Annotated in this window: 18 protein-coding genes and 5 tRNA genes; all 23 read right to left on the bottom strand. The window is 33.1% G+C overall.

Translation table 11 applies throughout. The features are described 5' to 3' along the window. Positions 1-697: metallophosphoesterase (locus C3E90_RS05820; RefSeq protein WP_236914723.1), on the bottom strand; the 697-nt coding region annotated here is incomplete at its 3' end. 45 nt (positions 698-742) lie between these two features. Next, positions 743-826, bottom strand: a tRNA-Leu gene (locus tag C3E90_RS05825). An 8-nt stretch (positions 827-834) separates the two neighbouring features. Then, a tRNA-Lys gene (locus C3E90_RS05830) sits at positions 835-910 on the bottom strand. Positions 911-956: 46 nt separating this feature from the next. Then, positions 957-1,033: transfer RNA gene (locus C3E90_RS05835), tRNA-His, on the bottom strand. 11 nt (positions 1,034-1,044) lie between these two features. Further along, positions 1,045-1,121, bottom strand: a tRNA-Arg gene (locus tag C3E90_RS05840). Positions 1,122-1,242: 121 nt separating this feature from the next. Then, positions 1,243-1,316: transfer RNA gene (locus C3E90_RS05845), tRNA-Gly, on the bottom strand. 75 nt (positions 1,317-1,391) lie between these two features. Beyond that, positions 1,392-1,871 (bottom strand): YfcE family phosphodiesterase, encoded by a 480-nt coding sequence (locus C3E90_RS05850; protein WP_236914724.1) that lies wholly within the window; start codon positions 1,869-1,871, stop codon positions 1,392-1,394. A gap of 1 nt (position 1,872) precedes the next feature. Further along, positions 1,873-2,484 (bottom strand): RdgB/HAM1 family non-canonical purine NTP pyrophosphatase, encoded by a 612-nt coding sequence (rdgB, locus tag C3E90_RS05855; protein ID WP_236914725.1) that lies wholly within the window; start codon positions 2,482-2,484, stop codon positions 1,873-1,875. Between the two features lie 158 nt (positions 2,485-2,642). Continuing rightward, on the bottom strand, positions 2,643-3,665 hold the full coding sequence (locus tag C3E90_RS05860) for a GerMN domain-containing protein (protein ID WP_236914726.1): 1,023 nt from the start codon (positions 3,663-3,665) through the stop codon (positions 2,643-2,645). Between the two features lie 60 nt (positions 3,666-3,725). Further along, positions 3,726-4,256: a DUF2179 domain-containing protein gene (locus C3E90_RS05865; RefSeq protein WP_236914727.1), complete on the bottom strand. Its 531-nt coding sequence runs from the start codon at positions 4,254-4,256 to the stop codon at positions 3,726-3,728. Between the two features lie 54 nt (positions 4,257-4,310). After that, positions 4,311-6,410, bottom strand: a complete 2,100-nt coding sequence (locus C3E90_RS05870; RefSeq protein WP_236914728.1) for an N-acetylmuramoyl-L-alanine amidase family protein — start codon at positions 6,408-6,410, stop codon at positions 4,311-4,313. Positions 6,411-6,524: 114 nt separating this feature from the next. After that, positions 6,525-7,520, bottom strand: coding sequence for an AIR synthase family protein (locus C3E90_RS05875; RefSeq protein WP_236914729.1), 996 nt, complete (start codon positions 7,518-7,520; stop codon positions 6,525-6,527). Between the two features lie 260 nt (positions 7,521-7,780). Next, positions 7,781-9,055: a dicarboxylate/amino acid:cation symporter gene (locus C3E90_RS05880; RefSeq protein WP_236914730.1), complete on the bottom strand. Its 1,275-nt coding sequence runs from the start codon at positions 9,053-9,055 to the stop codon at positions 7,781-7,783. A 128-nt stretch (positions 9,056-9,183) separates the two neighbouring features. Then, entirely contained in the window at positions 9,184-10,614 is a 1,431-nt protein-coding gene (gene gatB, locus C3E90_RS05885; RefSeq protein ID WP_236914731.1) for an Asp-tRNA(Asn)/Glu-tRNA(Gln) amidotransferase subunit GatB, read from the bottom strand. Further along, positions 10,614-12,062 (bottom strand): Asp-tRNA(Asn)/Glu-tRNA(Gln) amidotransferase subunit GatA, encoded by a 1,449-nt coding sequence (gatA, locus tag C3E90_RS05890; protein ID WP_236914732.1) that lies wholly within the window; start codon positions 12,060-12,062, stop codon positions 10,614-10,616. Before gatA ends, gatB begins: the two co-directional genes overlap by 1 nt. A gap of 14 nt (positions 12,063-12,076) precedes the next feature. After that, positions 12,077-12,361, bottom strand: a complete 285-nt coding sequence (gene gatC / locus C3E90_RS05895) for an Asp-tRNA(Asn)/Glu-tRNA(Gln) amidotransferase subunit GatC (RefSeq protein WP_236914733.1) — start codon at positions 12,359-12,361, stop codon at positions 12,077-12,079. Positions 12,362-12,432: 71 nt separating this feature from the next. Beyond that, complete coding sequence (gene ligA / locus C3E90_RS05900) at positions 12,433-14,418, bottom strand: NAD-dependent DNA ligase LigA (RefSeq protein WP_236914734.1); 1,986 nt, start codon at positions 14,416-14,418, stop codon at positions 12,433-12,435. Positions 14,419-14,421: 3 nt separating this feature from the next. Continuing rightward, entirely contained in the window at positions 14,422-17,703 is a 3,282-nt protein-coding gene (locus C3E90_RS05905; RefSeq protein WP_236914735.1) for a UvrD-helicase domain-containing protein, read from the bottom strand. A gap of 158 nt (positions 17,704-17,861) precedes the next feature. Then, positions 17,862-19,541, bottom strand: coding sequence for an RCC1 domain-containing protein (locus C3E90_RS05910; RefSeq protein ID WP_236914736.1), 1,680 nt, complete (start codon positions 19,539-19,541; stop codon positions 17,862-17,864). 18 nt (positions 19,542-19,559) lie between these two features. Continuing rightward, a complete protein-coding gene (locus C3E90_RS05915) occupies positions 19,560-19,928 on the bottom strand; it encodes a hypothetical protein (RefSeq protein WP_236914737.1) in 369 nt (122 codons plus the stop codon). 8 nt (positions 19,929-19,936) lie between these two features. After that, positions 19,937-21,127: a beta-aspartyl-peptidase gene (iadA, locus tag C3E90_RS05920; protein WP_236914738.1), complete on the bottom strand. Its 1,191-nt coding sequence runs from the start codon at positions 21,125-21,127 to the stop codon at positions 19,937-19,939. 108 nt (positions 21,128-21,235) lie between these two features. Continuing rightward, a complete protein-coding gene (gene iadA / locus C3E90_RS05925; protein ID WP_236914739.1) occupies positions 21,236-22,378 on the bottom strand; it encodes a beta-aspartyl-peptidase in 1,143 nt (380 codons plus the stop codon). A gap of 11 nt (positions 22,379-22,389) precedes the next feature. Next, entirely contained in the window at positions 22,390-23,835 is a 1,446-nt protein-coding gene (gene nhaC / locus C3E90_RS05930) for a Na+/H+ antiporter NhaC (protein WP_236914740.1), read from the bottom strand. Positions 23,836-23,843 lie beyond the last annotated feature (8 nt).

A 23,843-nucleotide genomic window follows, 5' to 3' on the forward strand; every position in this document is an offset into this window, starting at 1 on the left:
TTATTTTAAAAACTCCTTTATCAAATTTAGGAAAAAGCCCTTGACCTGGTGATATGATTGCCCCTATTATAGGTAGTCTTACTTGCCCCCCATGGGTATGGCCTGTAAGGACTAAATCCTCTATCCCTAAGGAATAATCTATGGGCCTATTAGGTGAATGGGATAATAGTAAAGTATAATCACCCTTATCTATACCTTTCATAGTTTCTTCGTAATCTTTTCTAGTAGCGAAGAAACTTAATCCACATATATTTATCCTTTCTCCTTCTATTTCAACAGTCTGCCTATTATTATCCAGTACAATAACTCCCATTTCTTTAAGGCTAGATATAAATCTACCACCATTTTTATTTCCCAGTTCATGATTTCCAATTACAAAAAATATATTAGAATTTATACCCACTAACTTCCTTATTAAACTCAAAGTGGGATAAATATCCTTGGTTTTACTATCTATAATATCTCCAGTTAAAACAATAATATGAGGATTAAAATGAATTATTTCATCAAGTAATTTTTTTGAATCAATACGATTATTGGCATGATAATCAGATATCTGAGTTATCCTTAATACACTAGATAATTTTTTGTTATCAAAATTTAGTTTATTTACAAAGATATCGCTTATTTGAATATGATTATATATGGAAACAAATATTAGAAATATCCCTAATATAGTTATTATCTTCCAATACATATTAAACCCCCCTAAACAAAAAAATTGGCTCTCGCCAATTATATATGGTGCGGGAGAGAGGACTTGAACCCCCACGTCAAAGACACTAGATCCTAAGTCTAGCGCGTCTGCCAGTTCCGCCACTCCCGCATACTTAATGGTGACCCATCGGCGACTCGAACGCCGGACACCCTGATTAAAAGTCAGGTGCTCTACCGCCTGAGCTAATGGGTCATGATAGTTTAATATAGTTAATAATGTTCTGAATGTAAAATAAAAATGGGGTGGATAATGGGATTCGAACCCACGATCTCCAGAGCCACAATCTGGCGCCTTAACCAACTAGGCCATATCCACCACAATATTTTTGGTGCACCTAGGAGGATTCGAACCCCCGGCACACGGATTAGAAGTCCGTTGCTCTATCCTACTGAGCTATAGGTGCATATTCACGCCTCGCAGTTTCGAAACCCAAATCTATTCGCTAGCTAATGCTGGCATAGATTTGGTTCTCATTGCGTTTGACTTAACTTTTGCTCACTTACGTTCGCTAAGTTAGGTCATAATGGAGCGGATGAAGGGAATCGAACCCTCGTGGCTGGCTTGGGAAGCCAGTGCTTTACCATTAAGCTACACCCGCACTACCTTGCCGAACTTCAACTGACAATATAGAATTATAACAGGTTATTTTACTATTGTCAATAGTTTATTCTTATTAATTTAACTCTATTATTCTTATGTCTATCTTTTGCCCAATTTCTATTATCCCAAAAGTCTTCCTTCTATTAAAACCCCTAGGCATAGAAGGGCTTCCTGGGTTCATAACTATTATACCAGATTCTTCGAAAAAAGTCGATACATGAGTGTGTCCATATAATATTAAATCTGCCTTTACCTCTTCTCCTCTATAAAGTAACTTTTCTATTCCATATCTTACATCATATTTATGACCATGAGTTATTAATATTCTTTTATCCTTAATATCTAAGATTTCATCTTCGTTATATTCAGTGTGGAAAAAATCTCCATTGCCTTTCACAATCATAGTCTTAATGCCAGTAAACTTTTCTATTGCTAAACCATCTTCCACATAGTCTCCTAAATGAATTATTAAATCTACCTTCTCCATAGTTTTGACTTCATCAATGAATTCTTTCATCATCCCGTGAGTATCGCTTACAACAATTATTTTCATCTTAATCATCCTCTAGAATTTTAATGATTTCTATCTTTAGTTTGTCTAAAGCCCTAGCTCTGTGGCTAATTTTATTTTTTATCTCCTCTCCTAATTCAGCAAAGGTTTTATTATAACCTTCTACAATAAACAAAGGGTCATAGCCAAAACCTTCTTCACCCTTAGGTTCAAACCCTATATATCCTTTACATTCACCAATTACTGTAATGACATTACCATGTTCTGTCACCAAAGCAATTACGGTTTTAAATAAAGCTTTTCTTTTTTGTAAAGGAACTCCATCTAATCTATTTAACAATTTAATATTGTTTTTTTCATAAGTTGCATCTATTCCTGAATATCTAGCAGAATGAACCCCTGGTCCTCCATTTAAATACTCAACAAATAATCCGGTATCATCGGCCATTACCATACCCTGGACCCTTCCTGCCAATGAAGTGGCCTTTTTGATTGCATTCTCCTCTAAAGTTTCCCCATTTTCTTCTATTTCAAAACCATTAAAACCCAAATCATTTTTAGAGAATACTTCTATTGGTAAATCCTTTAGAATTTCTTTTATTTCTTCAACCTTATGTTTATTTCCAGTAGATAAAACAAGTCTCTTTTTAGTCATTATTTTCTCCTTCTATACATATTTTTTGCTATCGTTTTATTATTTACCCCTATTAACTAATATTATTTTAGCAGATTTAAATTCTTTTTTCCATATTCTAATCTACTAGAAATATTATAAAGAATAGAAATAAAATAAGCTGCCTATTTTTAGACAGCTTAATATTCATTGGCAAAAGTAGGTATTGTAATATTTATGTCAAAATCCATACCAACCTCTTCCAGACTCTTCCCATCAATAAGTAATTCTACCTTTTCTATTTCTTCAAATTCACTTAAAGTCAATCCTATATTTTTTGCTATATTATTATATATTTGTCTATCACTAGGTAAATCATCATTATCAAAGGATATATCCACATAGGCTACCCCATCCTTAATATCCACTCCATGAAAACTAGTTCCCTGAGGAATATCTGAACTAAGTCCAAGTTCCAATGGTGCTCCATCGAATAGAGTTTCTAAAGCAGTAAATATATTTGGTACAGGCGCCAATGTAGGTATAGTCACAGGAACAAAGTATTCAAAATCTTCTTCAAAATTATTCCCTTTATAGTAAATCACAACTTTTGACCTTTGGTCCTCCAAACTACCCGTTAAATTTATATTGTCTCTCTTTATAGGATTAGATATATTATAACCATGTTTGAAAGTTGGAAGAACCTCACCTTCAACTAAAAATTGTACCTCATCAATGGCTTGAAATTCCGTTAAAGTATATACTACACCTTTAATTAAGTTTTCTTCATCTTTTTCTGTTTCATAGTTTAGGACCTCTTTAGAAAAATCTACTTTGCAAAGTCCAGTTTCTTCATTGATTGCCATCCCAATAATTTCTGTTCCTGCTGGAATTATTGGAGATAACCCTGTAGCGCTAATGCTTTCTCTTAATTCGGGGCTATCTACCATATTCCTCAATGTAAGCTTTGCAATACCTTCTTCCCATGGAATTTTTCTCATAAGTGGCACTAACAACCCTTGTTTATCCTTAAAATAGAATACAGTTTTTCTCATCCCCTCGTCTTCTGTTAGTTCAAAATCATAATCCTCATCAGACCTTATTATTTCAATTTCATCTTCCTTGGAAAAAAGCTTTTTAAAACCTCCTTTCCCTTTACAACTAACTATGGATATTCCTATTACTAATATTAATAGAATTAATATAATTCTTTTATTATCCATCCCTTACCCCCCTCCATGTTTTATTACATTATATTAGAAGATAAGGAATACTATGATTATTTATTTCTTTTTAATGGACGAAAAGTAACCACCACTAATAGGACTTATTGTATTAGCTATTATAAAGGCATCTTCATCATGACTATAAACCAAATCTTTAAGCTTGCTTAAATCCTTTCTATTTATGGCTATATGAAGTATCTCCCTAGAGCCTTCTCTACCATATCCCTCTAATACCGTTACCCCAAAACCATTATCTCTTAATTTCTCTATCAATTCCATATTGCTTTCATTAGAGCCCTTTAGAATAATCTGAGCTGCCAAACTCCCTAAGGCTATTTTGTTTTCAATAATTATGCCAATATAGTTACCACAAGCAAAGCCTAAAGCATATGCAAATAAATTTCCTATGTTATCCAAACTGGTAACTACTTTACCTAAGGCTGTAACATATACACTCACTTCAAAAAAGCCAATAATTGCAGCCTGAACCTTTCTTCCTTGAACCACCATCAACATTCTAATGGTTCCTAATGTCACATCACATACCCTAGCAAAGAATATTAATAAATAACCAAATATAAAACTCATAAAATCACCTCTAATTTAATAAAAATAAGCGGAGATTAATCCCCGCTATATATATTAATACAATTCAAAATATTTTTCTATACCTTTTATTATTGATTCTACTAAAATATCTTGATATCCTTCATCGTTTAATAGCCTAGCTTCTTCTGGATTAGTAAGGAATCCTAACTCAATCAATACAGAAGGCATTGATGTATCTCTTATTACTACTGTTCTTTCCCTAGGTAGTAATCCTTTATCCTGTGCACCAGTACCTTTTGTAAGCTCCTCCATCATAATCTTAGCTAAAGCCAAGGTATCTTCCTTTGATACTTTCGCTTTATCCTTGGAATGGTACAATACTTGTATCCCTGAAATATTAGCATTCCCAATTGAATTAGAATGAATACTTATAAACAAATCTGCTTGATTTCTATTTGCTATCTTTGCTCTCTCATATAAATCTACATAAATATCATTATCTCTTGTCATTACAGTATTATAGCCTTTATTCATTAAGCTATCATTAAGCTTTAGAGACACTGACAAGTTTATATCCTTTTCATTAGTTCCATTCTGTACTGTTCCTGGATCCGTTCCACCATGACCCGCATCTATTACTATTATTCTATCAGAAGGTTTTATGTTCTCATCCTTCATAAATTCTAAAGCAATTTTAGAATCTTTTTCTTTTGACAGAATAGTATAATCAACACCTCTTCTAAAGGTAATAATAACCTTAGAGAGTCTTCCTGCTTTTCTTATAGTAATATCGTTTATTAACCCATCCTTAATATTTGCATAACCATCTTCTATATCTAGTACATCTGAAGGTACACTTATTATCATAGTGTTTTCATCTCTACTATATTCTATATCATAATCTGTTTCTTCCATAGTATTGATTGAGACTACTCTTTTACTACCTTCAATAGAATAGTCTAGAACCTCTCCTATATTGGTCTCTGGTGTGATAACAATCTTGTTACCATCTATATGGATTTTAACATTAGAATCTAGTATCCCTTCCTTAACATCTAATACTAATCTAACTATTCTATCATTTAGTTTATATAGATTGTCTGGATTAAATTGAGATACTCTTACTCCTTTAATAAATCCTATTTCATAATCATAGCTAAAATAGCTCCCACCCTGTAATGAAGAGTCTATTAAATCTACAACTATCCTTTCTGGATTTGATAGTTTTAAAGTTTTTATTTCGGGTTTCTCAGTGTTGTGAATAACAAGGGCTTCTTTACCATCTACTATTTCTCTTTCAATTTTCTCTACTCTGTTTACAAAAGATAAAGTTAAAGATTTGCCATCATCTCCTGAAACTATATCAAAATCTACCTTATCAGTTAAGTTGATGACTATTCTTGCCACATCTGGACTAGAAGAAAATTGAGACACGCTTATCCTATTTATTGGTTTACTATCTACTTCTATTCTTCCTACCCCACCTTGAAAGGGTATATTATCTTTAAGATTTAAAACAGAATTTTCAATATCAATAACCAACCTATCAGGATTTTTAAGTAATAATGTGGAATATTCTAATTTATCTGTTCCCTTTATGGATACTTTTGGTGAACTAGTACTTCCCCTTACTACTGACACATTGGTAATCTCTACTTTATTGATATTTTCATCCCCATTAGCATCTTCATTGCCTTTAGTATTGATAAAAGGCACTCTGTTTAAGCTATCCCATCCCACTTCAAAACCTAGGGCTTCAGATATCAATCTTAATGGAACCATAGTTCTTGAATCCTTGTTAGAGAATGTGACAAGCTTTGGAGTTGTACCTCCTTCTATAGGTTTCTTTTCACCATTCAAATAGATGTATTCACTATCAATTGTAATCTTTATCTCTTTATTCTCTTGTTTTACCGTTGCTGTTTTGGTCTTTTGCTCCCAAGTTACTTCAGCACCATATCTCTCTGCTAGGAACCTAATAGGAACCAAAGTATAATCATTGATAGGATGAATGAAGGTAGGAATATCTGAAAATACTGCTTGTCCATCTAGTACCACTGGTACTTCTTTTACTGTGTATTTTCTGCCATCCATGCTAACAGTAATATTAGTATTATTGTTAGCTGCTAATGTTGGTGAACTTAAGAATATTAAAATCAATAAAAAGGATAAAACAATTTTCCATTTCTTCATATTTATTGCCCCTTTCCACATCCTTTGCTATTTATTTTATGGCTTATGTTATTTATATCATTTGGTTGGTTATTATGTCAACGAAATGGGCATTTTGTAATCATAATGTAATATTTAATCTAATACAGAGAGAGCTTTATATAATTCATCACTAGCTGGAGGCTTAATATCTTCTAGTTTGCCTTTCCTTTCTATGAAAATTCCCTTTTGGATTATTTCACCAATAACGGTTACCTTTATACCTTCCTCTTTTAATTTGTCTTCTATAGCATTTACTTTATCCTCGTCAGCAATTATCATCATACTTCCACTAGAAATCAGTCTATAAGGATCAATGTCTAATATGGATGATATCTCCTTTGTAACCTCCTTCATAGGGATTAATTCCTCATATATCTTTATTCCCTTATCAACTGCTATAGCACCTTCCCATACTGCACCTAATATTCCTCCTTCAGTAATATCATGCATATAATTTACTCCAATTTCTCCACATATTACTCCTTCTTTTATAACGGATATCATCTTGCCCATATTTTTAGCTTCTTCTATTTTCTCTTTATCCATTTTATCTTCTAAATATTTTTCCAATTCCTTAACTAATATGGAAGTCCCTTCAATTCCAGCATATTTAGTTATTAATACTTTATTTCCTATCTTCACATTTTTTGAATCAATCATGTTTTTCTTTTTCTGTTTTCCAATTATCGTCGTAGAAATAATTACTCTATTTACTGCATGGGTTATTTCTGTATGTCCACCCATTATTTCTATTTTCAATTCCTTGGCAGCTTCTCCAGCTTCTTTCATTATTAACTCAATATCTTCTTCTGTTATTGAAGGTGGTGCTAAAATAGTCATAAGAGCCCCTATTGGCTCTGCTCCACTACTGGCTACATCATTAGAGGATATATAAATAGCAAGTCTTCCTATATCCTTAGTCGCTCCAGTTATTGGGTCTGTAGAAATTATACAAACTTCATCACCAAAATCTACAATGGCATTATCTTCTCCAATAGCTGCCCCCTGAATAATTTCCTTTCTTTTATATTTAATATTGTTGAATACAATTTTTTTCAATACATGATTTGACAACTTCCCTATTTCCATAATAAATCCTCCTTGCTAATCCTTTCAGTATTATTTCCATATTGTTGTATAAGTATATTGTACCAGAATACAAACACTTTTGGTACACTTTAAGTACACTTTAATAGGTTTTGAAAATATTTACTTAGTATCTAGTTAAAATAATAGAAATAATTCTGGATTAATAGGAGATAAATATTGATAATTCCCTATTTTAAAATCTACTTATATGGTGAAAAAAGTATGAAAAAAAGGGACTAAATAACAGTCCCTTTTAAAATCTATTTTGACAATGCTTTAGAGTCAGAATTAAATACTTCTTCATCCAGTTCTCCTTCTTTTTTAGCTATTATTACAGTACATACTGCATCTCCAGTAATATTTACAGTGGTCCTACCCATGTCTACCAATCTATCTATACCCATTATTAATCCAATTCCTTCTATTGGCAAACCGATAGATTGTAATACCATGGATAACATAATAGCTCCTGCACCAGGTACTCCTGCTGTTCCTATAGAAGCTAATGTAGCTGTTAAAACTACTGTTAATATAGCCCCAATACTTAAGGGAACATTATATACCTGAGCTATAAAGAAGGTAGCTACTCCTTGCATAATAGCAGTACCATCCATATTGATAGTGGCTCCTAGGGGAATTGTAAAGGAAGCTATATTTCTAGATACTCCTAATTGCTTTTCGTTTATGTCTAAATTGATTGGAACAGTTGCATTACTACTAGCTGTTGAAAAAGCTACAGACATGGCAGGGAAAAACTTCTTATAAAACTTTCTAGGACTTAATCCAGTAAGACCTTTCAACATTCCAGAATAGACTAATCCTGCATGGATAATTAGACCAATATAGACAGCTATTATATACTTTAACAATGGAATTAAAGCAGCATACCCAACAGTAGCAAAGGTTCTAGCAATTAAACCAAATACTCCAATAGGGGCAAATAGCATTACAAAGCCTACCATTTTCATTACTAGTTCGTTTAGCTGTTCAAATATCTGGATAATAATTTTAACTTTATCTCCTAATACAGATAAGCCTATTCCCGTAATTATTGCAAATACTATAATTTGCAGCATATTTCCTTCTGCCATAGCTGATATTGGGTTTCTAGGCACCATTTCATACAAAATTTGTACTAATGGAGTTTTTGCATTGACAGTAGTTTCCACTTGTTCAATTGCGCCTAAATCCAATCCTATACCTGGCTTTATTAGATAACCTAGGACCAAGGCTAATGAGACTGCAAAAGCTGTAGTCACTAAATAAAACAATATAGTTCTAGCACCTACCCTACCAAGCTTTTTCACGTCCCCCATACTAGCTGTACCATTAACTAGTGAAATAAATACGAGAGGAACTACCATCATCATAATCCCTCTTAAAAATACTTGCCCTAATAATTGAAAGATTCCATCGATTAAAATATCATCTTTAAAAGTCCCAGCTGGTAATCGATAAACAATAATCCCAACTACTAGACCTATCAATAGGCCTATAAAAATTTTAGTCGTCAAACCCCTTCTCTTATTGCTCATAAAATCCCCCCTTAAAAATAATAATCATAACTATTTTAAAATAGTTATGATTATTATATATTGACTTAATCTATTAATCAAGTGTGAATTTTCTGACAATTCTTGCCGATAGATGGAAGTCTTTCCATCTATCGGTTTTCTATCATCTCTGTAACCATTTTATTTACCATTTGTGGATTGGCTTTACCTCTTGTAGCCTTCATCACTTGCCCAATCAAAAACCCTAAAGCTCTATCCTTTCCATTTTTATAGTCTATAATGGATTGTTGGTTTTCATCTAATACCTTTTCAATAATGCCTATTAATTCACCTTCATCGCTAATTTGGATTAATCCTTTCTTTTTAATAATCTCCTCTGGCCTCTCTCCAGTTTCAAACATATCCCTTAATACCTTCTTGCCTATATTGTTACTAATCTTTCCATCATCGATAAACCCAATTAAATCTGCTAAATCCTTTGGATGAAATTTTAAATCCTCTATTTCCATTTCTTCATCATTTAATCTTCTTAATACATCTCCCATTATCCAATTGCTAACCTGTTTAGGATCCTTGGCATATTTATTAGTCTCTTCATAGAATTGTGCTATTTCTCTTGACTGAGTAAGGACTCCTGCATCGTATTCTGGCAAATCATACTCTTTAATAAATCTTTCCTTTTTATGATGGGGCAGTTCTGGTAAATTGTCTCTAATTTCTTCAATCCAATCTTGTTCTATTTCAATAGGAGCTATGTCTCCGTCTACTGCATATCTATAATCTGCTACTTCTCCCTTTTCCCTCATAACTATGGTTTCATTTCTTACTTCATCCCATCTTCTAGTCTCTCTTTCTGTATCCTTTTCTTCTTTCAAAAGGGATATATGCCTTTTTTCTTCGTATTCCATTGCCTTTACTGCTGATCTAAAGGAGTTTAGATTTTTCAGCTCTGTAATATTGGTCCTTTTTCCTGTTTCTAGATCTACAACATTAATATTTATATCACATCTTAAAGAACCTTCCTCCATTTTACAGTCGGAAACTTCGATATATTTTAAAGTAGACTTCAATTTTTCTAAAAATAGTCTTGCCTCTTCTGGCGTATTCATATCTGGAGCTGTAACTATTTCAATTAATGGTACTCCTGCCCTATTATAGTCTAGTAATGAATCCCCTTCCTCCGTATGAATGGACTTTCCTGTGTCTTCTTCTATATGGATTCTTATCAATTTAATCTTTTTAGTACCAGTTTCCATCTCTATTTCCACATATCCACCTTCACATAGAGGTATATCATCCTGGCTTATTTGAAATCCTTTAACTAAATCAGGATAAAAATAGTTCTTCCTATCCATTTTAGTTTTAGTAGCAATTTTTGAATTAAATGCAATACCTGCCTTTATTCCATATTCCAAAACAGATTTATTAAGTACTGGTAAAGCCCCTGGTAGCCCTAAACATACAGGACAACAATGGGTGTTAGCGTCTCCGCCAAAAGCATTGGTACAACTGCAAAATATTTTAGTTTTGGTCATTAACTCTACATGTATTTCCAATCCTATTATAGTTTTATATGCCATTATTTAACACCCCCTAAAGATAAGTTCTTCTCTAAAGCATAGGCAGCTTTCAATATGTTTATCTCTTTAAATCTATCACCTATTATCTGTAACCCAACTGGTAACCTTTCAATATCTCCACAAGGAATGGATAGAGCACATATACCTGCTAAATTAACTGGTACGGTGAATAAATCGGATTTATACATATTCAATGGGTCATCTATATTTTCCCCTATTTTAAAGGGCAATTTTGGTGATGTAGGGGATAGAATAATATCATATTTTTCAAATGTCTTGTCAAAATCCTTCTTAATAATAGTTCTTACCTTTAATGCCTTTTTGTAATAATTATCACCATGACTACTGCTTAAAAAATAGGTTCCCATCATTATCCTTCTTTTCACTTCTCTACCAAAGGCTTCTCTTCTGGTATTCATATATAATTCATCTAGGGTTTCATACTCCTTTGCCCTATATCCATATCTTATCCCATCAAATCTAGCCATATTAGAGCTTATTTCTGCAGTAGATATTGTATAATAAGTTGCAAGGCCATGTTTTATATTAGGTAAAGATATTTCTTCTATATTTGCTCCCAAATCTTCCAATAGTGCTACGGATTTGTTTATTTGGTCTTTTATCCTATTGTCCATATCTATTTCAAAATATTCTTTAGGTATAGCTATTTTCATTCCCTTTATATCTTCACTTAATTTATCTAAATAATCGATACCTTCTATATCAACAGAGGTGGAATCCTTTGAATCATGACCTATTATTACCCCTAACATTAAAGCTGCATCTAGAACATTTCGACCAATTACCCCAATTGTGTCTAAAGAGTTGGCTACAGATATCAATCCATATCTAGAAACTAAACCATATGTAGGTTTAATCCCTACTACTCCAGAAAAACTAGCTGGTTGCCTTATGGAACCACCAGTATCCGAACCTAGAGACAGAGCAACTTGGCAAGCTTTTACAGCTGCAGCTGAGCCTCCACTGGAACCTCCTGGCACCCGTTCTAAATCTATTGGATTCCTAGTTACACCAAAATATGAAGTTTCAGTGGAAGAACCCATGGCAAATTCATCCATATTGGTTTTCCCTAATATTATTCCATCTTCCTCTTTAATCTTTTCTATTACTGTCCCCTCATAGGTTGGTATGAAATTCTCAAGCATTTTTGAACCACAGGTAGTTTTAGTACCATAGGTAATAATATTATCTTTAATGCCAATGGGAATTCCTGCTAATAGGCCTAGCTCTTCTCCATTTTTTATCTTTTTGTCTACTCTATCAGCAGATTTTAAAGCTTCTTCCTTTGTTATAGTAATAAATGCATTTAGTTCATCTTCCAATTCTTCAATCTTTTTTAAATGAGCCTTAACAATTTCCCTACTTGATACTTCTTTATCCTTAAGCTTTTCTTTCATCTCTATAGCGGTTAATTTTGTAATATCCATCTTTTCACCTCTTCCTAATCCATTACCCTTAGTAATTTAAAATACCCATATTCTTCTTCTGGTGCATTTTTAAGTACATCTTCTTTATCTAGACTTTTGTCTATTTCATCTTCTCTCAACGGTTGAATATTATTACCAATATGGTAAGTTGGCTCAATTCCTTCTGTATCAACTTCTTTTAATATATTCACATAGTCCAATATTTTAGAAAATTCTTCTGTAAAATCCTCTATTTCTTCTTCTGAAAACTTTATCTTACAGAGTCCTGATAAATATTTAACATCTTCATTTGAAACCATTATATTACCTCCTTTGCCTTCTTTAATCTTATCACTTTAGCATATAATCTGCCATTAAAATAATCAATTATCTATCCTAATATCTCTAATAGCCTTCTTTCATCAACTATTTCAATTCCTAACTCTACAGCTCTGTCATATTTAGAACCTGGGTTTTCACCAACAATTACATAATCCGTATTCTTGCTAACAGAACCTGCTACCTTTCCTCCCATTTCTTCTATTTTAGTCTTAATTTCCTTCCTAGTATAGGCTTCTATGGTTCCAGTAATTACTATTGTTTTATTTGTAAATATGGATTCTTCCACTTTTATCTCTTCATAATGGGGGTTAACTCCTTCCCACAGTAGTTTATCTATTCCTGCTAGTATTCTATTATCATGGAAAAATTCAATTATGCTATCTGCAATCTTAGGTCCTATATCGGGAATAATAATCAATTCTTCATAGCTGGAATTTTTAATGGCTTCTAAAGATTTATAATGTTCTGCTAAATCCTGAGCTGTTTTTAAACCTACATTTGGAATCCCTAGTGCATAGATAAAAGCATCTAAAGTTGTGTTTTTACTCCTTTCAATGGCTTCAAGTAGATTCTTTGCTCTTTTATCCTTAAATCCTTCAAGCTCCACTAAATCCTCATATTTTATCTCATATATATCTCCTATATCCATTAGGTCTAATTCTTCAAATAGTTTCTCTGCAGTTTTTTCACTAAGCCCTTCTATATTCATGGCATCCCTACTGGCAAAATGTACTATTCTAGATACTAATTGAGGTTTACAATTTAATGAATTGGGACAGAATATATGAACCCCATCCTGAATTAGCTCACTATGGCAAGCAGGACAATGGGTAGGCTTTTCTATTTCTATAGTCTCCTCATCCGAATCTACTACTCCCATTATTTCTGGAATTACCTCATTAGACCTTCTGATTAATACTCTAGAACCAATGGCTACTTTTTTTCTAAGTATATCATCATAATTGTTCAAAGTAGCTCGTCTTACAGTAGCTCCTGCAATTTCAACTGGATCTAATAGAGCAGTAGGAGTTACTTTCCCAGTCCTTCCTACATTCCACTGGACGGATAATAGTTTAGTAGTAGTCTCCTCTGCTTCAAATTTGTATGCTATTGCCCATCGTGGGAATCTCATGGTATAGCCTAGTACTTCCCTAGTCCTCATATCATTTATCTTTATTACTGCCCCATCTGTTAATATATCAATATTATGTCTTTCTTCCTCTATTTTTTCTATTTCTTCAATAACTTCTTCTATAGAACTACACTCCTTAGCATAATCATATACTGGTAATCTATTATTCCTAATAAATTCAAGCATCTCCAAATGACTGTTGAATTTTTCTTCCTCAATATAACCTATATTATAAAAGTAGGCTGTTAAATTTCTTTCTCCTGTCACCTTTGGGTCAAGATTTCTTAAAGCTCCAGCAGCTGCATTTCTTGCATTCTTTAATGGCTCCACAGCTGTTTCATTGTATTTATGAAGAGTAGATAAAGGCATTAATCCTTCACCTTGTACTTCCATAGTCCCCTTAAAGTCAATCCTTAAGGGAATAGTCCTGATAGTCTTTAATTGAGGTAAAATGGCTTCTCCTACTGTACCATTTCCCCTAGTAGCTCCTTGGACTAATTCTCCATCCCTATAGGTTAAATTTATTGTCAATCCATCGAATTTATATTCCACCACATAGGTAGGAGAAGGCAGTTTATCTTCATGGTTATTATTATACTCCTCTATTAATCTTCTAATTCTATTATCCCAATTTATTAATTCTCCATAATTTTGACTTTTATCTAGACTCCAGAGCCTCTCCAAATGGAAATGTTTTTCAAACTTATCCAATATCTCCCCACCAACTCTTTGGGTTGGTGAATAGGGAAAAATAGTTCCCGTTTCCTTCTCTAATTTTACCAATTCATCGTAGAGAAGATCGTACTCTTTATCACTTACTTTTGGTTGGTCTAATGTATAATAATAGTAATTTAAGTCGTTGATTTCCTCAATAAGCTCTTTCATCTTCTTAATCCTATCCATATACTATTCTCCTTTCAATATTTCTATCGGAGCAATGGAAAGCAATAATCTTTTAAGACCTACTTTATCAAAGGCGATTACTATCTCTTTATCATTATCCCTTTCCTTTATTTGAACTATGGTACCTACACCCCATTTATTATGCTTAACCTTAGCACCTAAATCAACATCTGTATTATCTATAGATGGTTTTGCTATTGGTTTTCTATTTCCTTTAGTATAATCATGTACTGTTACAAGTCCTTTTTTATTATTGGATATCCTTCTTCTAATCCTGTCTGTTGATGATATAGTATAACCTTCTGGTATTTCATCTATAAATCTAGAAGGCAAAGAATAATTAGTATTTCCATAAATGGTTCTAAGTTTTACTTGGGTAATAAATAATAGTTTTTCAGCTCTTGTTATGGCTACATAGCAAAGCCTTCTTTCCTCTTCTAATTCTGATTCACTATCCAAAGCCCTAGATATGGGAAAAAGTCCTTCTTCCATACCTACCATAAACACTACTGGAAATTCCAGCCCTTTAGCTGAATGCACTGTAAGTAAAGTAACGGAATTCTTTATATCTTCTGTTTTATCCACATCAGAAAGAAGGGAAACCCCTGCTAAAAAATCCTCTAAAGTACCTTCTGGATTTGTTATTTCAAAGTCTATGGCCACAGATATAAATTCTCTTATATTGTCCAATCTAGTTTGGGATTCTATGCTAGCTTCCTCTTCCAATTCCTTAATATATCCTACCCCATAGATTACTTCTTCCAAGAATTCTTTTAGACCCATTACTTCCTTCATGGCCATAAGTTTATTTATCATATCTATAAAGGATTTTAGACTGTTTTTAGCCCTTGTTGATAGATTTGGTATCTCTTCCACATTTAACAATGCACTATATATACTCTCCCCAGTCCCATTAGCATATTCCTCTATTTTCTCTAAAGTAGCATTCCCAATTCCTCTTTTAGGAACATTTATTATTCGTTTTAAGGATACATTATCTACTGGGTTTTGGATTAACTTTAAATAAGCTATTATATCTTTAATCTCTTTTCTATCATAGAACCTTAATCCTCCAACAATCTTATAGGGTATGTTTTTTCTCATGAAGATTTCCTCAAAGGTTCTTGATTGAGCATTAGTCCTATAGAGAATGGCAAAATCTGAAGGCTTGTATCCTTCATCTATAAGCTCTTCTATTTTATTAGCAACAAAATAGGCTTCTTCATCCGAATCTAGAAGGCTTTCCACCACAACCTGATTCCCTTCTTCATTATCTGTCCATAATTTTTTATCTTTTCTTTCCAAATTGTTCTTTATCACATGGTTGGCTACGTTAAGTATATTTTGAGTTGAACGATAGTTTTGTTCTAATTTAATGATTTTAGTATTTGGAAAATCTTTTTCGAAATCTAAGATATTGGTTATATCTGCTCCTCTCCAGCCGTATATGGAATTATGAACCACTATACCTTCACAAATATATTGCCTAAAATTAGGAACTGAAATATCATATACAAACCCTTTATATTCTTCTACAGTAGTTTCATCTACTAAGTCTTCTATTATTTTTCCATCTTCATATACCGGAATACTCATACTTGGTCTTATATGGGCAGCAGGCATAAAATTAAAATAAGTATCCTCAGTTAATCTTGCTCTTTCAACTATTTCTATCTCTTCATCTAATGCTTGAAGATCTTTACCATATTGAAAAGCTTCATCATAATCCACCCTTTCCGTTTCAATCCTCCAAGTACTTCTTTTCCCATTTCTTACTGGAAAATTGGAAGTTATAACATTCTTTTTTAATTCATCACCACTTGTGTTAAAACTGATTCTATGGCTATACCAACCTAACTCTAAACCAGATTTCCTCCCGCTAAAGAAATTCAAATTTCCAATTCGTCTTATAGTCTGTCCGCTAATAACACCATTTGGTCTATGATGAGGATATTCCTCAAATAATAACAAATCCTCCATTAGTTTCACAACATTGTTTTCAGTATCTATTTCGTCAAATAGTCTATCAATATATTCCTGCCCCAAACTTATATTTCTACCCATTACATGGAAACAAACAGTTGGTATTTGGTATTTTACAGAAAACAATTGTTCATAGAATATTGCTTCTTCTTTGCTTTCACATGTTCTTAAAATCCATATCTTATCCCCATGTTCTTGATTTAATCTAACCATAAGACCGTTTACTATCTGCCCCTCTCTTGATCTTACACCTTGAGTTATACCTATTCTGTAACCTTTATCCTTCCTATACATCAAATATACATATAAAACTCCTGGTTCTGAATTAAGTTTACCAAACATAATATGATTTGGCGTTGCTTTAACTATCTTTCCTGATTTAGTCTTTATTTTTACTATTAGTCCTTCATATTCTTTCTTAATTATTTTGCTAATAGCACCTTCTAAAATTTCGCCTTTACCAGATGCAGAATAAACTTTATCTTTTTCTCTTAATTCCTCTATTGCTATTAACCCATTTGGTGTGGTAATTTTTGAACCTTCAATTACACACTGATCGTCATCCCCTACCACACATAAATTCTTATAACGTTGAGATAATAGTCTCACCAATTCATATTGTATCTTGTTTGTATCCTGAAACTCGTCCACAAATATATATTTAAATTTCCTCTGATAATAATCTAGTACATCTGGATTGGATTTTAGTAATTCTACAGTCTTTATTATTAAATCATCAAAATCTAAGGCATTGTTACTTTTAAGCTTTTTCTCATAGAGCGCATATAACTCCCCTACATTTCTACAATAATAGTCATTGTAGTTTTGATTAATGTAAGTATCTGGCTTTATCATCTTATCCTTCAATGAACTAATAACGTTTATTATTGACCTTTCCTTATACATATCCTTGCTTAAATCCAATTCTTTAATACATTCTTTCATAACAGTAATTTGATCGTCTCTGTCATAGATGGAAAAACTTCTGTCATATCCAATTTTATCTATATTCCATCTAAGCATCCTAACACATACAGAGTGAAAGGTACCCATCCATATATCATCCATATTTCCATCCAATAAATAATCTACCCTTTCCTTCATTTCATTGGCAGCTTTATTAGTAAAGGTTATTGCCAAAATATTTCCTGGGAAAATCCCTTTTTCTTCGATTAAATAGGCTATCCTATGGGTTAACACTTTTGTTTTACCTGAACCTGCCCCTGCTAAAATAAGTAAAGGCCCTTCTGTATGAAGAACGGCTTCTTTTTGTCTTTCGTTTAATCCTTCTATAAAATCCATCTTGTCACCATCCTAGTTAAACATTAGTTTCCTTTTTATTATATAATAATAGTGGGTTTTTTCCAATGAAAAGAACAACCAAAATATTTTGGTTGTTCTTAGAATTAACGAAAGTTAGTAAGTTAGTGCAGGGTTAAGATATTTTCTTGGCTCCCTGTCTATTCTATTAAAACCCTAACTGGTACATTACTATCCTTATCGGTACCATCACCCAATTGTCCATACCAATTGCCACCCCAAGACCAAATTGAACCATCATCTTTAAGAACTACTGTATAATGCTCACCTGTTGCTATGGCTACTACGTTAGTTAGGTTCTCTGCCTTAATAGGAACGCTACTAGACCCATTACTCTCGGTTCCCAATTTCCCCTCTTCATTATTCCCCCAAGCCCAAACTGTTCCATCTTCTTTTAGGGCTAATGAGTGAATATGCCCTGCTGACATATTTACTACATTATTTAGATTTTTAACTTCAATGGGAATGTTTCTTTTCTCTAGTGTTCCATCTCCTAATTGTCCTTGACTATTTACTCCCCAAGCCCAAATTGATCCATCTTTCTTTATGGCTAATGAGTGACATAAACCAGCTGACAATTTTACCACATTGTTTAGGTTTTTAACTTGTATAGGAACATTTCTATCTTCTAATGTTCCATCTCCTAATTGTCCCCCACCATTCCATCCCCAAGCCCATACTGTCCCATCGCTTTTTAAGGCTAATGTATAGGAATCCCCTGCTGATATACTTACCACATTATTTAAACCCTTCACTTGAACAGGGGTATTCGAACTAATAACATTTGTACCATCTCCCAATTCACCATGTTGATTCTCTCCCCATACCCAAACTGTTCCGTCTGATTTTAAAGCAGCTGTATGCCTCCAACCTCCAGCTACAGCCATTACATTATTTAATCCTTTAACCTGCACAGGAATATTTCTATCTTCTACTGTTTCATCTCCTAATTGTCCATAATCGTTTAATCCCCAAGCCCAAACCGTTCCATCTGTCTTTAAGGCTACTGTATGAAAAAAACCTGCTGATATAGTATCAACATTATTTAATCCCTTTGCTTGAACAGGAGTATGTGCATCTTCATTCGTCCCATTTCCTAGTGTTCCAAAGATATTCCATCCGCAGCTCCAAACTGTTCCGTCCTTCTTTAATATCACCGTATGAACAGTACCTACATCTATTTGATTTGAATAACTATCTATATCTAAGGATTCTTGTATATCTTCTTTTCGTGCATTTTCATTTGTAGAAATATTTATCATTCTATAAATCATAGTAGCTGCTTCTGCCCTCGTTGCATTCCCTTTAGCATCAAAATTTCCATTTGGTAAGCCTGTTACTATTTGTTTATCTGAAACTACTTTAATAAATCTCTTTAGACTATCAGGTATTTGATTATCATCTTTAAAAGAAGTTTTTTCGGCTTTAGGTGAAGCTTCTCCGATTTGTCTTGCTATCATTCTTGCCATTTCTCCACGAGTGATTAGCCTTTTGCCATAATTGTCGAACTCTCCATCTTGTATTATGTGAGTCCTTTTTGCCTCATCAATAATTGCATCATACCATACTTTCGATTGCTTATATTTAGTACCTGAAGATGTAAGTATTAATTTAGTGAATTCAGCAACTGTAATATTGTCATCTGGTCTAAAAGTTCCATCTGAATAACCACTTACAATACCCTTTTCTGAAAGCTGATTAATATAGTCTTTAGCCCAATGACCTTTAATGTCTGAATACCCATCTGCATATACAGCATTAAATACCACTAATAAAGCTATAAGTGTAATTCCTATTGTTGATAAAGTTTTTTTGAACAAATCACTTCACTCCTTTATTTAATTAAATATAGAAACCTGCACAGCAAAATATAGGAACCTGGCACGAACTTGTAATTGGACTCCCTCTATCCATTCCCCCTGATAATCCTTTTGTAGAATAGTATCAATTAACTGTTTGCTTGTAATAGTTCCGCCAGTTGTCCCTTGGAAATAATAGGTCTTCCAAGTATTCCCTATGAATTTTGTATAATCATCTATTTTTTGATTAATTGGCAATTCCTTTAAGTTAATTATCGCTATTTCCTTACCTTCAATCTTCTTTATTTCTAATACTTCTATTGATAATCCATTAAAACAATATTGGGATAATTTATTTGCAACAGTATTTAATTGCTCTTCAATGGATAACTCTTTCGGAATTGCCATATAGTATTTTATAACTCCTTATCTTCAAATGTACCTTTTACTAAAACTTCTCCATTCTCAACCATCTTCTGGCCCTTAGCAAATACAATATCAATATTTAATTCATTATCTAATACAACAATATCAGCATCACAATTTGTATTAATACATCCTTTATTTGGATAAATCCCCAATATCTTTGCTACATTGGAACTTACTATTTGTGCAGCTTCTGATATAGGAAGTTTTTCTTGTTGAATTAAATCCTTAAATTCTTTATGTATAGAATCTAAGGTAGTTACTAATAGCCCTTTAAGTTTCCCAGTATTACTATATACAGCCATACTTCCATTACCATCAGAACTCATAGTGAGATTAGTCAATGGTACTCCAAATTCTAGACATTCTTTAATAGCTTTGCTAGGTTTAATTGCATCATCAAATCCTAACTCTGGTGTTATCCCAGATGTAATATCTATATAACCTCCTATTTCACCATATTGCTTTGCTTCTTCTAATAATTTTCTATTTCTATTAACATGTGTTGGAACAAAATGTCTAATTGGTATTTCTGTTTCTTCTACCAGTTCAAAAATCATTTTCAAACCTTCTTCTCCATCTCCTAAATGAAATTGAACTATGCTTTTTTTCCCACTTATCAATCCACCTTGCCTTACTTTAGTTGCTATTTTCTTTAATTCATTTTTAGTAGGTTCAGAAGATCGATGATCAGATATGGCTATTTCTCCTACACCCATTATTTTGTCAATTAGAATAACATCTCTCTTGACATCTCCTGTAATAGTAACTATAGGAACTTCATAAGAACCTGTTAAAATATATGCAGTTATTCCCTCTGTTTCAAGGCCTTTTGCCTTAGCATAAAGTGATTCAAGATGTCTTGTTGTTGCATCAGTACCTAACACACCTAAAACTGTAGTTATTCCACTCTTCACTATACTAGAAAGTAATACTTCTGGCGTTCTACTATAAAACCCAGCTTCGCCACCTCCACCAATTATATGGACATGTTGATCAATAAATCCTGGTACAACTATTTTGTTATTCGCATCAATTTCTTCCATATCTAAATAATTGCTAAACCCATTTAAGTTTATATGCTTATCAACTAACAATATCTTTTCACCACAAATCAAAATATCTGTTTTCCCTATATAATTTGGAGAATAAACTTCTCCTTGTCTTATAACTTTAAGCATATAAATCCACTCTCCTTTTAGTAAAAATTTAAATAAACTTTTATCATTAAACATATATATTTTTTAATATAACTAATAATTCACCTTCTTAAGAAGGTGAATTATTAGTTATTCGTAAGTTCCTTTTACAATCATTTCGCCATTATCTAACATGATCTTTCCATTTGATATAACTGTATTAATTGTCATGTCTTTATCTATTATTATTAAATCTGCATCAGAATTTTCTTGAATAATTCCTTTTTTAGGATATAACCTAAGAGCTTTAGCTACATTGGTTGAATAAAATTGTATAGCTTTATCAATATCAAAATTTAATTCCATTACCATGTATTTAAATTCATTGTATAAACTACTAACAGATGAAACTCCTATTTCTATCATATTTCCATATTCATCATAATTAGACCAACTTCCATATCCATCTGAGCTAATAGTTATATTTTCTAAAGGTACTCCTTCTTTTTCTGCTCTAATAACCACTTCTGCTGGTGACATATTCTTAGAAATCCCACATGTTAAGTCTATTATTCCACCTCTTTTTGCATAGTCATAGGCTTGTGCTAATAGCTCTTCCTTTCTATTAACGTGGGTGGGCCTAATAGTTTTAATTGGTATGTCCGTTTTTTGTAATACCCTATTTATTAAACCAAGTCCTTCGTTTCCATCTCCCATATGAGCTACTACAATTCCTGCTTTTCCTGATAGCATTCCAGCTACTCGTGCATCTGAAGCTAGTCTAGATAATTCATCGAAAGATAAACTTGGAGATCTATGATCTGATAGTGCGATTTTTACTCCAACTATTTCTGTAATAAATACTATATCCTTTTTTACAGAGTCTGTTAAAGTAATAGATGGATAACCATAGGAGCCAGTATGAACATATACTGATAGCCCCTCTTCCTTTAAGGCTTTTGCTTTAGCTACTAAGTTTTCAATACTTCTAGTTGTTGAATCTGTACCTAAAAGCCCTACTACAGTAGTAATCCCACCTTCTATAAGTTTAGATAAAGTTATTTCCGGAACACGAGTATTAAAGCTACCTTCTCCCCCACCTCCAGTTATGTGAACATGATTATCAATTAAACCAGGTATAAGCATTTTCCCAGTTCCATCGATTATCTTAATCTTTTTATTAAATTGTAAAATATTATCTTCAATTAGAGATATATTTCCACTCGTAATTAATACATCCTTTATTCCTATCAATTTGGGAGAATATACCTCTATATTCTTAATTAATATCATAATGTCACTCCCTATTGTGAAGTTTCCTTATTATTCTTTTTATTTTTAGATGCGTCAGTATATTCTATACCAAATCCAGTAAATGCAAGTATTATTGCAAATACTATTCCTGTATAGTTAAATACAGCCCATGGTAAGTATTCGATTGTGGGCACTCCTAAGGTTGCTGTCATGTAGGCCCCTGCAGCAGACCATGGGATAAGAGGTACTAATACTGTACCAGAATCTTCTAAAGTTCTTGATAAGTTTTTAGGATGTAAATTCCGCATTACATAGGCATCCTTAAATAATTGTCCTGGAAGTAAAATGGATAAATAAGAGTTACCCGTTACAAATGCAACAGTAAAGCAGGAAGCTATTGTGGATAGCACCATTCCAGCGGTAGATTTAACTCTCTTCAATATTGCCTCAAGTACTGTGTCTAACATTCCTGAGGTGCTCATAATTCCAGCAAATCCCATTGCACAGAAAACTAATATGGTTGTGCCAGCCATAGCCTCGGCTCCACCTCTATTTACTAATGTTAATATATCCGATGCTACCTCTCCTTCATACCCTGTCATACTTACATTAAAACCTTTAATTAGAGATATAAATCCATTCTTCAATGTAAAACCCTGTATAACTATGCCCATAAATGTTGATATTAACGAGCTTCCCAGCATAGTTGGCATAGTAGGAAGCTTTAATAGAGATCCTGCAATAACGATTATAACAGGTATTAATAATAATATATTCCAATTAAACATATTGCTAAGTTGAGCTTGTAACACTGTAACTGATTCAGGAGTACTTGCAGATCCGGCTGCACCCATTCCCGCCACTATATATACAATTAACGATACTATTGTTGCTGGTATTGTGGTATAAAGCATATGTTTAATATGTTCATATAGTTCCGAACCAGCAGCAATTGGTGCCAAGATTGTTGTGTCAGAAAGAGGTGATAATTTATCACCAAAATATGAACCGGCTACTACTGCTCCCGCAGTCGCTGGAAGTGACACACCCAGCCCTTGAGCTATGCCCATAATCGCTACACCAATAGTGCCAGCAGAACCCCAGGATGTGCCTGTTATAGTTGAAAAAATAACTGTAATGATAAATGCTGTAGCAAGTAAAAATTTTGGATTGATTATTTGCACCCCATAATAGATGAACATAGGAATTGTGCCTGAAAACATCCATGATCCAATAAGTATGCCAACAGTCCATAAAATTAATATTGCTGGCATTGCCATTGAAATTTTTTCTACTATCCCTTTCTGCATCTCATCCCAATTATAACCTAGCCTCCAAGCTATAAATCCAGCTAGGAAAGCCACTAAAATTAAAATAGGTTCCGCCCTAAGCTTCAAAACTCCTACTCCAACTACCAAAGCAACCATCATAAAAACTATAGGTGTCATTGCTTGCTTTAAGGTTGGTTTCTGTTTTACTCTTTCCTTTTTTGACATATTATTCA

The organism is Clostridium sp. Cult2, assembly GCF_021655075.1.
In the GTDB taxonomy this organism is placed as follows: Bacteria; Bacillota; Clostridia; order Tissierellales; family Tepidimicrobiaceae; genus Schnuerera.

What these genes read in the sequence shown, in the direction of transcription:
- iadA (WP_236914738.1), bottom strand. Translation starts at nt 21,127, where the DNA reads ATGCTTAAAGTTATAAGACAAGGAGAAGTTTATTCTCCAAATTATATA.
- iadA (WP_236914739.1), bottom strand. Translation starts at nt 22,378, where the DNA reads ATGATATTAATTAAGAATATAGAGGTATATTCTCCCAAATTGATAGGA.
- C3E90_RS05915 (WP_236914737.1), bottom strand. Translation starts at nt 19,928, where the DNA reads ATGGCAATTCCGAAAGAGTTATCCATTGAAGAGCAATTAAATACTGTT.
- C3E90_RS05880 (WP_236914730.1), bottom strand. Translation starts at nt 9,055, where the DNA reads ATGAGCAATAAGAGAAGGGGTTTGACGACTAAAATTTTTATAGGCCTA.
- gatB (WP_236914731.1), bottom strand. Translation starts at nt 10,614, where the DNA reads ATGGCATATAAAACTATAATAGGATTGGAAATACATGTAGAGTTAATG.
- C3E90_RS05905 (WP_236914735.1), bottom strand. Translation starts at nt 17,703, where the DNA reads ATGGATTTTATAGAAGGATTAAACGAAAGACAAAAAGAAGCCGTTCTT.
- nhaC (WP_236914740.1), bottom strand. Translation starts at nt 23,835, where the DNA reads ATGTCAAAAAAGGAAAGAGTAAAACAGAAACCAACCTTAAAGCAAGCA.
- ligA (WP_236914734.1), bottom strand. Translation starts at nt 14,418, where the DNA reads ATGGATAGGATTAAGAAGATGAAAGAGCTTATTGAGGAAATCAACGAC.
- gatA (WP_236914732.1), bottom strand. Translation starts at nt 12,062, where the DNA reads ATGGATATTACAAAATTAACCGCTATAGAGATGAAAGAAAAGCTTAAG.
- C3E90_RS05860 (WP_236914726.1), bottom strand. Translation starts at nt 3,665, where the DNA reads ATGGATAATAAAAGAATTATATTAATTCTATTAATATTAGTAATAGGA.
- C3E90_RS05875 (WP_236914729.1), bottom strand. Translation starts at nt 7,520, where the DNA reads ATGGAAATAGGGAAGTTGTCAAATCATGTATTGAAAAAAATTGTATTC.
- C3E90_RS05870 (WP_236914728.1), bottom strand. Translation starts at nt 6,410, where the DNA reads ATGAAGAAATGGAAAATTGTTTTATCCTTTTTATTGATTTTAATATTC.
- C3E90_RS05865 (WP_236914727.1), bottom strand. Translation starts at nt 4,256, where the DNA reads ATGAGTTTTATATTTGGTTATTTATTAATATTCTTTGCTAGGGTATGT.
- rdgB (WP_236914725.1), bottom strand. Translation starts at nt 2,484, where the DNA reads ATGACTAAAAAGAGACTTGTTTTATCTACTGGAAATAAACATAAGGTT.
- C3E90_RS05850 (WP_236914724.1), bottom strand. Translation starts at nt 1,871, where the DNA reads ATGAAAATAATTGTTGTAAGCGATACTCACGGGATGATGAAAGAATTC.
- gatC (WP_236914733.1), bottom strand. Translation starts at nt 12,361, where the DNA reads ATGGTTTCAAATGAAGATGTTAAATATTTATCAGGACTCTGTAAGATA.